Genomic DNA, 12,654 nt, shown 5'->3' with positions numbered 1-12,654 from the left:
GGGCCGGGCCCGAAGAGGCATCGTGCCCTGCCGAAGCCGCGCCGCACGAGGCCCGAACACGGTCGGCAGAGGGCAGGGCGGGGATGCCCTATCCGGGTTCGTCCAGCTTCATCCGGTAGATCCGCCCGAGCGCCTGTGCCTTCAGCACCGCCTGCGCCGTCGTCTCGGCCCCCAGGTTCGCGCGCGCCAGCCGCAGGTGCTTCTCGACGGTCGGCACGCTCAGCCCCATGACGAGGGCGACGTCAGCGACCGCCTTTCCGTCACCGACCCATTCCAGGACCTCGCGCTGGCGATCGGTCAGCCGGGGCCCGATCCCGTCGGCGGGCAACGTCACGATCAACCGGTGCGCCAGACGACACAGCGCCTCGACCGCACGGCCTTCGCAGGACCAGAGCGCGTCGACGTCGTCCTGCGTCAACCCGTGCCGCGCCGTCAGCGCCGCGACCCCCTTCGAGCGTCGCCAGGCCGACGGGAACGCCATCGTCACGCCTGCCTCGACCCCGCGGGAACGGTTGAACTCGGCGACCTCCCGCTCGGCTTCGGTCGGATCGTGGATCTCGGCCGCGATGTCCGACCAGGTGCGCGCGCCGTCGCCGTTCCAGGCCCAGCGCATCATCCGGCTGCTCTTGAACAGGCCCCGGCCGACGAACGCGTCGAGATAGTCCTGCGGAAAGTTGGAGAGCAGCAGCAGCGAGTCCTCGTCGCCGAGGTTCCGACCTTCGCGAAAGCGCGTGTAGCCGTAGATGATCCGGTCGAAACCATAGCCGTCCAGCGTCCTCTCGAGGACCGACCAGCATTCGTGGACCGTGTCGGCGCGGAGCATGGCCTCGACGATGCTGAGGGGAAGATCGGGCTGGCTCATGGCCTCGGTCCGGTATGATGCGCGGTACGGTTGGAGAGTGCAGGCCCAAGTATGGAAGGTCCAGCTTGGCGGATACGATCTGACGGCGCGGCCTTGCCCCGAACGGCCCTCCGCCGAACTTAATACCATAATACCGATTAGCGAGTATCCGCACGCTGGCGGGGCCACACGACTTCGAAGCGTTCGAACACCGTCTCGATGTCGTCCCGGAACGCGAAGCCCTCCCGCTCGGCCTGCCGGCGGAAGAAGGCTTCGTGCATCCGCAGCCAACCCGTCCGCGTCCGGTCCCCTTCGCCCTCGTCCCAGGCGAACGCCGCGTCGACGGAGGATAGCGGCCCGACGCGGACCTCTGCCGTGCGCCAGATCGCGCGCGGCTCGCCTGCACCGTCGACCATCACGGCATGGTCCCCCGCCTTGGGAACGGGATTCTCCCCGAGGTCGCGGAGCAAGCCGGCCGTGGCGCGCTTCGTCCCGCTCAGCACCAGTTCGGCGAGGGAATCGGCCATCTCCGGGGCGTCGCCGAGCGCGACCACGTCGTAGCCGCCCCTGATGCCGCTCGCGGCGGCGTATGCATGCCAGAACGCCTCCGTCCGCGGGGTTCTCCGATGAAGCTCCTCCATCCCTCAGCCCAACGCATAGCCCGCGCCGCGCACGGTGCGGATGGGCCCGGACGCGCCCGTCGCGCCGAGGGCCTTGCGCAGCCGGCCGACATGGACGTCGACCGTGCGGCTGTCGACGTAGATGTCGCGTCCCCAGACCCGGTCGAGGAGCTGCTCGCGCGACCAGACGCGGCCGGGCTTCTCCAGCAGCGTGGCGAGCAGCCGGTACTCCGTCGGGCCCAGCTTCACCTCGCCCCCGTCGACGAAGACGCGGTGCGCCTCGCTGTCCATGACGATCCCCTCGTGCACGAGCTGGGCGCCGACGGCCGCGGCGCGGGTGCGGCGAAGCTGGGCGCGGACGCGGGCCATCAGCTCGATCACGGAGTACGGCTTGACCACGTAATCGTCGGCGCCCGTCTCCAGCCCGCGAACGCGGTCCACCTCCTCCGTCCGGGCGGAGATCATGATCACGGGCACGCCCCGCGTCTCCTCGCGCAGCTTCAGGCGGCGGCAGACCTCGATCCCCGAGAGGCCCGGCAGCATCCAGTCCAGGATCACGATGTCCGGCGGATGGTCGGCAGCCAGCTCCAGCGCCTCGGCGCCATTCGGCGTCTCGACCACGTCGAGGCCCTCCGCGCCGAGGTTGTAGGCGAGGATCTCGCGCTGCGCGGCCTCGTCCTCCACGAGAAGCGCAAGGGGCCTGGCGCCGCCCATGGGCCCTACCTCACCGCCCCATGGGTCTCGAACGGGGTGCGGTCCTTCTTCTGCCGGCTCTCGTCGGGCATCGACCCCGTGGTCAGGTACACGACCTGGTCGGCGATCGAGGTGACGTGGTCGCCCATCCGCTCGGTGTTCTTGGCGATGAAGTGCAGGTGCATGCAGGCGGTGATGTTGCGCGGGTCCTCCATCATGTGGGTGATAAACGCCCGGAAGATGTTGTTGTACATCTGATCCACCTCGACGTCGCGATCGCGCACGTCGAGAGCCAGCGCCTCGTCTCGCTGCACGTAGGCGTCGAGCGCGTCCTTCAGCATCGCGCGTACCTGCTGGGCCATGCGGCGCAGGGTCGACGCGCTGTCACCGACGGGCTGCATCTGGGTCAGGACGCTGGCGCGCTTGGCGAGGTTCTTCGCGTAGTCCCCGATGCGTTCCAGGTTGGAGCTGATCTTCAGGACCGAGAGGACGACCCGGAGGTCGCGGGCCGTGGGCGCGCGCAGGGCTATGACGCGCGCGACCTCCTCGTTGATCTGCTCCTCCAGCCGGTCGACGGCGGCGTCCCCGCGCCGCACGGCTTCGGCCATCTCGTCGTCGCGCGTCTCCAGCGCGCGGGCCGCGTTCGTTATCGCGTCCTCGACGAGGCCGCCCATCTTCATGATCAGCGCTTGGATCGCCTCAAGGTCGCGATCGTAGGCCGAGGCGATGTGCTGGTCCTGCATGTCGGTCATCCGATCCGTCCGGTAATGTAGGATTCCGTGCGCGGGTCCCTGGGGGTGGTGAAGATCTGGCCGGTCTCGCCGTACTCGACGAGATGGCCGAGGTGGAAGAAGGCCGTCTTCTGCGAGACGCGCGCGGCCTGCTGCATCGAATGGGTGACGATCACGACGCTGTAGTTGCGGCGAAGCTCGTCGATCAGCTCCTCCACCTGGGCGGTGGCGATGGGGTCGAGGGCCGAGCACGGCTCGTCCATGAGGAGGATTTCCGGCTCGGTCGCGACGGCACGGGCGATGCAGAGGCGCTGCTGCTGCCCGCCCGAGAGGCCGGTGCCAGGCGCGTCCAGCCGGTCCTTCACCTCGTCCCATATGGCGCCGCGCCGCAGGGACCGCTCGACGATCTCGTCGAGCTCGACCTTGTTGCGTGCCAAGCCATGGATGCGCGGCCCGTAGGCGACGTTGTCGTAGATCGATTTGGGGAAGGGATTCGGCTTCTGGAACACCATGCCGACCTTGGCGCGCAGCTGCACGGGGTCGACGCGGCGGTCGTAGATGTCCTCGCCGTCGATCAGGATGTCGCCGGTCACGCGTGCGGTGTCGATCGTGTCGTTCATCCGGTTGATGCAGCGCAGGAACGTGGACTTGCCGCAGCCCGACGGGCCGATGAAGGCGGTGACGGTCTTGTCGGCGATGTCCACGCTGACGTCCTTGATGGCATGCGTGTCGCCATAGAAGACCTGCACGTTCCGCGCGCTGATCTTTGTCTCGCTGAGGTCCACGGCCCGCTCCGTAATGCGCATGTCGTTCATGGCCTACTCCCTACCAGCGGCGTTCGAAACGGCGGCGCAGCAGAATAGCGATCGCGTTCATCACGACGAGGAACGCCAGAAGCACGATGATGGCCCCCGACGCCCGCTCGACGAAGGCGGGGTCGGCCTTCTGGGTCCAGTTGTAGACCTGCACCGGCAGCGCCGTCGCCGGGTCGAACAGCCCTTCGGGCGGAGCGTCCGGATACTCGCCCACGAAGGCGACCATCCCGATCAGCAGCAGCGGCGCCGTCTCGCCCAGCGCCTGCGCGAGGCCGAGGATCGTGCCGGTCAGGATGCCGGGCGCGGCCAGCGGCAGGACGTGGTGGAAGACCGATTGCAGCTTCGAGGCCCCGACCCCGAGTGCGGCGTCGCGGATCGACGGCGGCACCGCCTTCAGCGCGCTGCGCGTCGCGATGATGATCGTCGGCAGCGTCATCAGCGTCAGCACGAGGCCGCCCACGATCGGCGCCGACTGGGGCAGCCCGGCGAAGTTGATGAAGATCGCGAGGCCGAGGATGCCGAAGACGATAGAGGGCACCGCCGCGAGGTTCGATATGTTCACCTCGATGATGTCCGTGAACCGGTTCCTCGGCGCGAACTCCTCCAGGTAGATGGAGGCCGCGACGCCGATGGGCAGGGCCAGGAACAGCACGACCAGCATCATGTAGGCCGAACCCAGGATAGCCACCCCGAGGCCGGCCGCCTCGGGACGCTGGCCCGATGCGTCGGGCGCGGTGAAGAAGGCCCAGTTGAAGCGCGTGTCGATCAGCCCCGCCCCGGCCAGCCGCTCGGCGAGGCGCAGCTGCGCGGGGGTCACGTTGCCGTCCAGCTCGGCGCTCTCGAAGGTGACGCGGCCCTTGAAGAACCCGTCGATCCGGCCGTTGACGAGGAAGGTGAACTCCCCCGGCCGGCCCACCGCCTCGGGGTTGGCGCGAACGTAGTCCCGGAACTGCGCCGGCGCCTCTTCCGATATGATGCCGGCCGCCTCCTCCGGGTCGATCCCCTCCAGAAGGCCGCGCGCCTCCAGCGCGCTGACGAACGCGCCCTCGATTATGTCCCGGTAGCGCGAGGTCTTCACGACCGAGGCTTCCGCCTCCTCGATGGCGACAGGGTCGAGGGCGACCGGCACGTCGACGAAGGTCTGGCGAAAGCTCGAAAGGCCGTTGCCCAGGATCGAGAGCAGAAGGAAGGCCAGCGCCAGAAGGCCGATCCCCACGGCCGCCATGCCGTACAGCTCGAACCGCCTCTCGGCGGCGTTGCGCTTGCGGACGCGATCCGTCTCCCGAAGGAGGGAGGTCTTCCTCCCCTCCCCCGCCGCCGGCGGGCTCGCGGCGATGTCGCTCATTCGTACTGCTCCCGGTAGCGGCGCACGATCCAGAGGGCGAGGACGTTCAGCGCCAGCGTCATCACGAAGAGCGTGAGGCCGAGCGCGAACGCCACGAGCGTCTCGGGCGAGTTGAAGTCGTTGTCCCCGACGAGCTGCGAGACGATCTTGACCGTGATCGTCGTCATCGCCTCGAACGGGTTCAGGTCCATCTGCGCCGCCGCGCCGGCGCCCAGCACGACGATCATCGTCTCGCCGATCGCCCGGGACGCGGCCAGCAGGATCGATCCCACGATCCCGGGCAGCGCGGCCGGAACGACGACTTGGCGGATCGTCTCGGACTTCGTCGCGCCCAGGCCCAACGATCCGTCGCGCATGGATTGCGGCACTGCGTTGATCACGTCGTCGGAAAGCGACGAGACGAAGGGGATCAGCATGACCCCCATCACTAGGCCGGCCGTCATCACCGAGGAGGCGCTGTTTCCCAGCCCGAGCGGCTGCGCGAACCAGTCGCGCAGCAGAGGGCCGACCGTCACGAGGGCGAAGAGGCCGTAGACGATGGTCGGGATGCCGGCCAGGATCTCCAGCAGCGGCTTCGCGACGGCACGCACCCGCGGGCCGGCGTACTCGGACATGTAGATCGCGGCGAGCAGGCCGACGGGAACCGCGACGATCAGCGCGACGAGGCTGACATACATCGTTCCCCACAGCAGCGGCAGAAGGCCGAGCTGGCTGTCGCCCGAGAAGCGGGGGTTCCAGACGGTGCCGAAGAAGAAGTCGGCGGCCGGATAGGCGCGCAGGAAGTTGATCGTCTCGAACAGCATGGACAGGACGATCCCGGCGGTCGTCACGATCGCAATGGTCGAGGCCAGGATCAGCACGCCCAGGATCGCCCGCTCGACCGCGTTGCGCGCGCGGAACGCGGGCCCCGACGCGCGCAGCGCCACCAGCGCCCCGACCACGCCCGCCAGCCCCACGAGCAGGACGAGCATCCAGGACCCCGTCTCCTGCGTGCCGACCCGTGCCAGCGCTGCCCGCAGGATCGACGGGTCCGTTCCTTCGCGCACGGCGATCCCCGCGTCGGCGAACGCCCCCGCGAGGGCGCCGTCGTCCAGCGCGGCGATGGCGGCGACGTTCGCGTCCGCCCCCTCCAGCCCCTCCGCCAGCCTGTCCGCCTGCGCGATCAGCAGGGACTGCCGCCCCGCGTCCCCGCCCGCCAGCGAAGGGCCGATGGCGGCCCCCACCCGCAGGTCCGTCCAGATCGGCAGCGCGAGAAGGCCTACCGCCAGGACTGCCAGCGCGGGGATCAGCGTCGTCAGCGCCACGTTCAGCCCGTAGAAGCGGGGCAGCGAATGCAGCCGCCGCACGTCGCCCCCCGCCGAGGCGACCGCCCTCCCCCGCCCGAGGAAGTACCCAACCACGGCCAGCGCGAGAAGCGCGATCAGGATCGTCCCGGTCGTCATCCGTCCCCCGGAAATGCATCGGGGGCGGGCCCGAAGGCCCGCCCCGTCGTCCCCGTCCGGGCGATCACAGCCCGCCCAGCGCCCCGACCTCCTCCTGGGTCGCGGCCAGCTCGGGGTCCGAGACGAGGCCGTAACCCGCCAGCGGGCCGTCCGGCCCGGCGATCTCGTCCGAGGTGAAGAAGGCCGCGAACTCGCCCAGGCCGGGGATCACGCCGACATGCGCGTCCTTCACGTAGAAGAACAGGGGGCGCGACACCGGATACTCGCCCGAGGCGATGGTCTCGGTCGACGGGGTCACGCCGCCCATCGTGGCGACCTTCAGCGTGTCCTGGTTGTTCTCGTAGAAGGACAGGCCGAACACGCCCACGCCCTCGGGGTTCGATTCGATCCGCGCCAGCGTCTCGGTGTAGTCGCCGTCGATGTCGACGGAGGCGCCGTCCGTCCGCACCGCCATGCAGGCGCCCTCGGCCGCGTCCTCGTCCATCCCGGCGTCCAGCATCCGCTGCAGCGCGCCCGTGTCCTCGCAGCCCTGCAGGAGGACCTTCTCCTCGAAGACCTCGCGGGTGCCGTGGCGGGTGCCGGGGATGAAGGCGGCGATCTCGACCTCCGGCAGGCCCTCGCGGACCTCGGACCATGTCGTCACGGCGTTGGGCTGGGTCGTCCCGCTCTCGTCCGGGATCTCCGCGGCGAGGGCCTGGTACCAGTCGGCGGGTTCGAACTCGGTGAAGGCGGGGCCGTCCTGCTGCGAGGCGAAGACGATGCCGTCATAGCCGATGCGGACCTCGGTGATGTCGGTCACGCCGTTGGCGGCGCAGGTCTCCCGCTCCGAATCGCGCATCGGGCGCGATGCATTGGCGATGTCGATCGTGTTCTCGCCCACCCCCTCGCAGAAGCGGCGCAGGCCGGTCGAGGAGCCGCCCGATTCGACGACCGGCGCGGGAAAGTCGGTGTTCTCGCCGAACGCCTCGGCCACGATCGAGGAATAGGGCAGCACAGTCGAGGAGCCGGCGATCTGCACCTGGTCCCGCGACTGCGCGAGGGCGGTCGTGGCGAGCAGCGTCGCCGCGCCGGTCAGGAGGGCCGTCTTGGTGAGGGACATGGATGTCGTCTCCGCAGGAGCGTTTCGATGGGGCGCCGGCTATGGCGCGGATGCTGGGCTTCTGTGACGGCTACGTAACGGTTTGATGACAGATGCGGATGCCGCTACGTCAGTCCGTGGGGAGCAGCACGGTCGCGGTCAGGCCCTTCCCCGGCGCGCCGTCGAAGGTCAGCCGGCCCCGGTGCCGATGGACGATGTGCTTCACGATCGCGAGGCCGAGGCCCGTGCCCCCCGAGCCCTCGCCCCGCGACCGCGAGGCGGCCCCGTCGCCGTCCGCGCGGTAGAACCGCTCCGCGAGGCGCGGCAGATGGACCGGGTCGAGGCCTGGCCCGTCATCCTCCACCCTCAGCCGCATCGCCGTGCCGCGCAGCGCCGGCGCGTCGACCGGGCCGTCCAGCGTCACGGCGACGGTCCCGCCCTCGCTGCGCCCGTACTTCAGGGCGTTCTCCACCAGGTTCGTGACCACCTGCACCACCTGATCGGCATCGGCGCGGACGGCCGCGCCGCCGTCCGGCGGCAGATCGGCCCGGATCGCCATCCCGGCGGCCTCCGCCGCACCTGCCAGCGTCTCCAGCGCGCGCGCGACGGCCGGGCCCAGCGGGATGCGGGCCGCCGGACGCTCGTGGGCGCCGGCCTCGACCCGGCTCAGCGCCAGCAGGTCGGCGATCAGCCGGTTCATCCGGGCCGCCTCCTCCGCCATGACCGCGAGGAAGCGGTCCCTCGCCGCCGGGTCGTCGCGCGCCGGGCCGCGCAGCGTCTCGACGAAGCCCGTCAGCGCGGTCAACGGCGTCCTCAGCTCGTGCGAGACGTTGGCCACGAACTCCCGCCGCTGGCGGTCCACGGCCGCCCCGGCCGTTACGTCCTCGAAGCACAGCACCGCGCCCCCGCCGGGGCCGGGCGTCGCCGTCATCCGCCAGCGTGCGCCGTCGTCCCCCTCCCACGGGGCTTCCGCCCGCTCCGGCGGCCCCACGGCGCCCAGCGCGGCCTCGACCGCGTCCAGGGCGGCGGGGCGGCGCAGCGCCGTCACGAAGTGCCGGCCCGTCAGGCCCCCGCCGATGAGCGCCTCGCCTGCGGGGTTGGCGCCGCTCAGCCGGCCGGACCGGTCCACCGTCACGACCGGCAGGGGAAGGGCGTCGATCAAGCGGCCGGTCATGCGGCATCGCCCCGCGTTGCAACGGGACCGGTCTGGCCTAGATGCCGCATCGGCGACATAAGCCCGCCGGCCTTCTCCCCCAGGCAAGGTGCCAGATCATGCCGAAGACGCGACACGGCCGCCCCGCGGGCAACGCTGTCTCCACCGAGCGCATCCTCTTCATCGGCGAGAGGGACGCCCACCCCGACCCCGCCGCCCTCCTCCCCGGCGCGCAGGAGGTCCGGGTCGCGGCCCTCTCCGAGATCGGCGCCGATCTCCTCGGCGCGGTCAGGCCGACGATCGTGATCTCGCCGTTGGTCGATCGGGGCTGGGACGCCGTCGAGGTGGCGGACGCCCTCGCACGCGCGGGGTACGAGGGGCGCTACAGGGCGACGGCTGACGTGCTGCCCGACGCAGGGCTCGTCCGGCGCGAGGTGCGGCGCGTCGCGCGCGCGCTCGACTTCGACGTGCTCGTCACCGGGCCCGGGCGCGCGCGGGTCCACTAGGTCGCGGCCGCCGCGGCGGCGCGCACGGCGCCCTCGAACGCGTCCAGCAGCGGCCCCTCCTCCTCCAGGCCGACCGACACGCGGAAGAACCCTTCCGTGATCCCGAGGGCGGCGCGCCCTTCCTCCGTCAGCGCCCGGTGCGAGGACGTCGCCGGGTGCGACAGCACCGTCGCCACGTCCCCCAGCGTCGGCGCGAAGGGGATGCCGGCGGCGCCCTCGACCAAGGCCTGCGCCGCCGGCCGCCCCCCGCCCACCTCGAACGAGACCATGTTCCCCCCGGACCGCAGCAGCGCCGCCGCGCGGCCCGAATCGGGATGGTCCGCCCGCCCGGGGTAGAGCACGCGCCGCACCCCCGGCAGTTCGGCCAGACGATCCGCCAGCGCCCCGGCCGTGGACGATGCCCGCTCGAACCGGAGGGGGAAGGAATGCAGCCCCCGCTCGGCCAGCCAGCAGTCGAACGGGGACGGCGTCAGGCCCAGCGTGATCGCGGTGCGGGCGATCCGGGCGGCTATCTCGGGGTCCGCGGCGCACGCCCAGCCCAGCATGGCGTCCGAATGCCCCGCCAGCAGCTTCGTCACCGAATGGATCACCACGTCCGCCCCCGCCTCGAAGGGGGCGAAGCCCGCGGGCGTCGTGAACGTGTTGTCCAGCACCAGAAGCGCACCCGCCTCGCGGCAGGCGGCGGCGATCCCCGCGACGTCCGCGATCCGCAGCGTCGGGTTCGAGACGACCTCGATCAGCACCAGCCGCGTCTCGGGGCGGATCGCGCCCCGTATCGCGGCGGCGTCCGTGGGATCGGCCAGCGTCACGCCGATTCCCAGGCGCGGCAGCTCCTCCGACAGCATGACGAGGCACCGCCCGTAGAGCTGGTCGCCCCCGACCACGTGGTCGCCCTTCTCCAGCAGCGCCATCATCACGGCCGTCAGCGCAGCCATCCCGCTGGCGGTGACAGTGCCGGGGTTCGGCGCCCCCTCCAGCGCGGCGAGGCGGTCGGCCAGAACGGCGGCGTTGGGATGCCCCTCGCGCGAATAGGTCCAGCCCTCGGTCCGGCCTTCGTACTGGGCGTCCAGCTCGTCCGGGCCGCCTGCGGCATAGGCCACCGAAGGGAAGATGGGCGTCGCGACGGGGCGCGAGACGCTGGCGGGCCAGTGGATTCGGGGCGGTGGGGATCGTTCCGTCATCCCGCGATCCGCCCACGAAAAAGGGCCGGAGGCAACAGCCCCCGGCCCCTTCTTCGACTACCGGTCCTTAGAAGCGGTAGTTGACGTTCAGGCCCACGGTCGTGGCGTCGACTTCGACGTCGGCGTTATCGAAATCGTCGAACTCGTGGTAGAGGGCCTCGATGCCGACGGAGACGTTGTCCGTCACGAGACGCTCGTAGCCGAGGCCGGCGAAGTAGCCGTCGCCGTCGCCGCTGACGTCGGTGTCGAGGCGCGCCCAGCCACCGGTCAGGTAGAACAGGTTGGCGCCGGCGCCGTAGCCGCCGCGCAGACCCGCCCGGAGGACCGAGTTGGCGCTCTCGTCAATGTCCACCTGCTCATCCGAGATGCCGATGTCGAGGTCGAGACGGTCGTACTGCAGCACGCCGCCGAGGACCGCGCCGTTGCGGAACTGGTAGTCGTAACCGGCGCGCAGGCCGTAGGTCAGGCCGTCGCCGGACAGGTCGACGTCGTTGACTTCGGTCGTCCCTCCGTCGGCGTCCGTCACCACCGAGACCAGGTTCCCGTCGCTGTCGATGTAGCCCACCGAGGCACCGATGAAGCCACCGGTCCACTGGGGGGCGTAGGCGATCGGCGCGGGGGGCACGATCACCGGGGCGATGACCGGCTGGTCGAGGCCACCGGCCAGCGCGGGCATGGCGACCGACGCCGACAGGACCGTCGCAGTTGCGAGCTTCTTCATAGTATTCGCGCCTCCTTAGCGCTTCGTTGCCTGAACCCAGCTATCGGGACTCGCTTGGTTGTCGAACCCCTCGGATGCAAGACCGTCCCAACATAGGCGCAGTCTCGCCACCCTCGCACCTCAAACCTCAAGAACGGCAGGGGTTCCGGCCACAAGGTTTCAGTCGCGAGAGCGTGGCATCCCCGCCACACCCCCGCCCGCGCCTACCGGTCCCGAACGGGCGCCAGGCCGTCGCGGAATCGGGCGGCGTTCTCGCGGTAATGGGCCGCGCTGGCCGCCAGCATCTTCGCCGCGTCCCCGTCCAGCGCCCGCGCCACCTTGGCCGGCGCGCCGACGATCAGGCTGCGCTCCCCGAAGGTCTTCCCCTCGGTCAGCAGCGCCCCCGCCCCGACCAGCGACAGCCGCCCGACCACCGCCCCGTTCAGGACCGTCGCCCCCATGCCGACCAGCACCGTGTCCGCCAGCGTGCACCCGTGCAGGATCGCCCCGTGCCCGACCGTGCAGTCCGGCCCGATCACCAGCGGAAAGCCCATGTCGGTGTGAAGGACGCACCCCTCCTGCACGTTCGAGCCGGCGCCCACGGTGATCCGCTCGTTGTCGCCGCGGATCGTGGTGCCGAACCAGACGCTCGCGCCGGCCTCGACCACCACGTCGCCGATGATGTTCGCGTCGGGCGCGATCCAGGCGTCGGGATGGATCTTCGGCGCCGTCTTCCCCAGGGCGTAGATCATGCTGTCATCTCCTCGAACTCGGCGTTGAGGTCCCGGACGACCTCCGCCAGGGCGATCTGGCGGTCGCGGCGCAGCCGCTCGGCCGTCACGATGGCCTCGATCTCGGCCGCGCAGCGGTCCAGGTCGTCGTTCATCAGGACGTAGTCGTACTCGGCCCAGTGGCTGATCTCGTCGCGCGAGCGGGCCATGCGGCGGGCGATCACCTCCGGCGCGTCCTGGCCCCGGCCGGTCAGCCGCCGCTCCAGCTCGCGGATCGAGGGGGGGAGGACGAAGATGCTGACCACGTCCTTGGCCAGCGCGCTGTTGCGGACCTGCTGCCCGCCCTGCCAGTCGATGTCGAACAGGACGTCCCGTCCTTCGCTCAGCGCCAGGGCCACGGGTGCGGCCGGGCTGCCGTAGCGCCGGCCGAAGACGACCGCGTGCTCCAGCATCTCGCCCGCCTCGACCATGCGGACGAATTCCTCCTCCGAGCGGAAGTCGTAGTCCCGCCCCGGAACCTCGCCGGGTCGCGGCGCGCGCGTCGTCGCGCTGATCGAGAAGGCGATGGAGGGGTCCCAGGCGCGCAACCGCCGCGCCAGCGTGGATTTTCCCGCCCCCGAGGGCGAGCTGAGGATGATGAGCAGCCCGCGCCGCCTGGTGGTCATGCGTCCCTCCCCGTCCGCGTCGCGCGATGCCGCCTGCGCCCGGCGCGGTCAAGCGTGCGGGGCATTCGCACCGAAGTTTACCTATTCTGCCGAATCCTGATGCCCGGCACGCGGGTTTCGGCTATGTCCCCCACCCGAGGGACATGTCGTCCC

The 12,654-nt window shown here is 70.8% G+C and carries 14 protein-coding genes; 1 reads left to right on the top strand and 13 read right to left on the bottom strand.

Annotated elements, in window-relative coordinates:
- Positions 1 to 88: 88 nt before the first annotated feature.
- From BCF33_RS03725 to BCF33_RS03685, 9 genes are all read right to left on the bottom strand, one after another.
- Positions 89 to 862, bottom strand: a complete 774-nt coding sequence (locus BCF33_RS03725; RefSeq protein WP_245883706.1) for a LuxR family transcriptional regulator — start codon at positions 860 to 862, stop codon at positions 89 to 91.
- Between the two features lie 137 nt (positions 863 to 999).
- The gene (locus tag BCF33_RS03720; protein ID WP_106159558.1) at positions 1,000 to 1,482 is read right to left on the bottom strand and encodes an ASCH domain-containing protein; all 483 of its coding nucleotides are present in this window, start codon (positions 1,480 to 1,482) and stop codon (positions 1,000 to 1,002) included.
- 3 nt (positions 1,483 to 1,485) lie between these two features.
- Positions 1,486 to 2,175 (bottom strand): phosphate regulon transcriptional regulator PhoB, encoded by a 690-nt coding sequence (gene phoB, locus BCF33_RS03715; RefSeq protein ID WP_106159557.1) that lies wholly within the window; start codon positions 2,173 to 2,175, stop codon positions 1,486 to 1,488.
- 5 nt (positions 2,176 to 2,180) lie between these two features.
- Positions 2,181 to 2,897 (bottom strand): phosphate signaling complex protein PhoU, encoded by a 717-nt coding sequence (gene phoU, locus BCF33_RS03710; protein ID WP_106160191.1) that lies wholly within the window; start codon positions 2,895 to 2,897, stop codon positions 2,181 to 2,183.
- Positions 2,898 to 2,902: 5 nt separating this feature from the next.
- Positions 2,903 to 3,700: a phosphate ABC transporter ATP-binding protein PstB gene (gene pstB, locus BCF33_RS03705; RefSeq protein ID WP_106159556.1), complete on the bottom strand. Its 798-nt coding sequence runs from the start codon at positions 3,698 to 3,700 to the stop codon at positions 2,903 to 2,905.
- A gap of 10 nt (positions 3,701 to 3,710) precedes the next feature.
- A complete protein-coding gene (pstA, locus tag BCF33_RS03700) occupies positions 3,711 to 5,045 on the bottom strand; it encodes a phosphate ABC transporter permease PstA (RefSeq protein WP_106159555.1) in 1,335 nt (444 codons plus the stop codon).
- Positions 5,042 to 6,487, bottom strand: coding sequence for a phosphate ABC transporter permease subunit PstC (gene pstC, locus BCF33_RS03695; RefSeq protein ID WP_106159554.1), 1,446 nt, complete (start codon positions 6,485 to 6,487; stop codon positions 5,042 to 5,044). Before pstC ends, pstA begins: the two co-directional genes overlap by 4 nt.
- Positions 6,488 to 6,551: 64 nt before the next feature.
- The gene (locus BCF33_RS03690) at positions 6,552 to 7,586 is read right to left on the bottom strand and encodes a substrate-binding domain-containing protein (protein ID WP_106159553.1); all 1,035 of its coding nucleotides are present in this window, start codon (positions 7,584 to 7,586) and stop codon (positions 6,552 to 6,554) included.
- A gap of 109 nt (positions 7,587 to 7,695) precedes the next feature.
- Positions 7,696 to 8,739, bottom strand: coding sequence for a sensor histidine kinase (locus BCF33_RS03685; RefSeq protein ID WP_106159552.1), 1,044 nt, complete (start codon positions 8,737 to 8,739; stop codon positions 7,696 to 7,698).
- Positions 8,740 to 8,837: 98 nt separating this feature from the next.
- Between BCF33_RS03685 and BCF33_RS03680 the strand changes: the two genes are divergently transcribed.
- Positions 8,838 to 9,224 carry a hypothetical protein gene (locus BCF33_RS03680; protein WP_106159551.1) on the top strand — a complete coding sequence of 129 codons (387 nt, stop codon included), beginning with the start codon at positions 8,838 to 8,840 and terminating at the stop codon, positions 9,222 to 9,224.
- Here the strand turns inward: BCF33_RS03680 and BCF33_RS03675 are convergent.
- From BCF33_RS03675 to gmk, 4 genes are all read right to left on the bottom strand, one after another.
- On the bottom strand, positions 9,221 to 10,405 hold the full coding sequence (locus BCF33_RS03675) for a trans-sulfuration enzyme family protein (protein ID WP_106159550.1): 1,185 nt from the start codon (positions 10,403 to 10,405) through the stop codon (positions 9,221 to 9,223). The two genes, BCF33_RS03680 and BCF33_RS03675, sit on opposite strands and share 4 nt — an antisense overlap.
- A gap of 67 nt (positions 10,406 to 10,472) precedes the next feature.
- Positions 10,473 to 11,126: an outer membrane protein gene (locus tag BCF33_RS03670; RefSeq protein ID WP_106159549.1), complete on the bottom strand. Its 654-nt coding sequence runs from the start codon at positions 11,124 to 11,126 to the stop codon at positions 10,473 to 10,475.
- Positions 11,127 to 11,329: 203 nt separating this feature from the next.
- Complete coding sequence (locus BCF33_RS03665; RefSeq protein WP_106159548.1) at positions 11,330 to 11,857, bottom strand: gamma carbonic anhydrase family protein; 528 nt, start codon at positions 11,855 to 11,857, stop codon at positions 11,330 to 11,332.
- Positions 11,854 to 12,501 (bottom strand): guanylate kinase, encoded by a 648-nt coding sequence (gene gmk, locus BCF33_RS03660; protein WP_106159547.1) that lies wholly within the window; start codon positions 12,499 to 12,501, stop codon positions 11,854 to 11,856. The genes BCF33_RS03665 and gmk overlap by 4 nt, the downstream gene beginning before the upstream one ends.
- Positions 12,502 to 12,654: the final 153 nt, after the last annotated feature.

Origin of the sequence: Hasllibacter halocynthiae (genome assembly GCF_003003095.1) — a bacterium.
GTDB lineage: Bacteria > Pseudomonadota > Alphaproteobacteria > Rhodobacterales > Rhodobacteraceae > Hasllibacter > Hasllibacter halocynthiae.
This window is presented reverse-complemented; position numbering and strand designations above follow the sequence as displayed.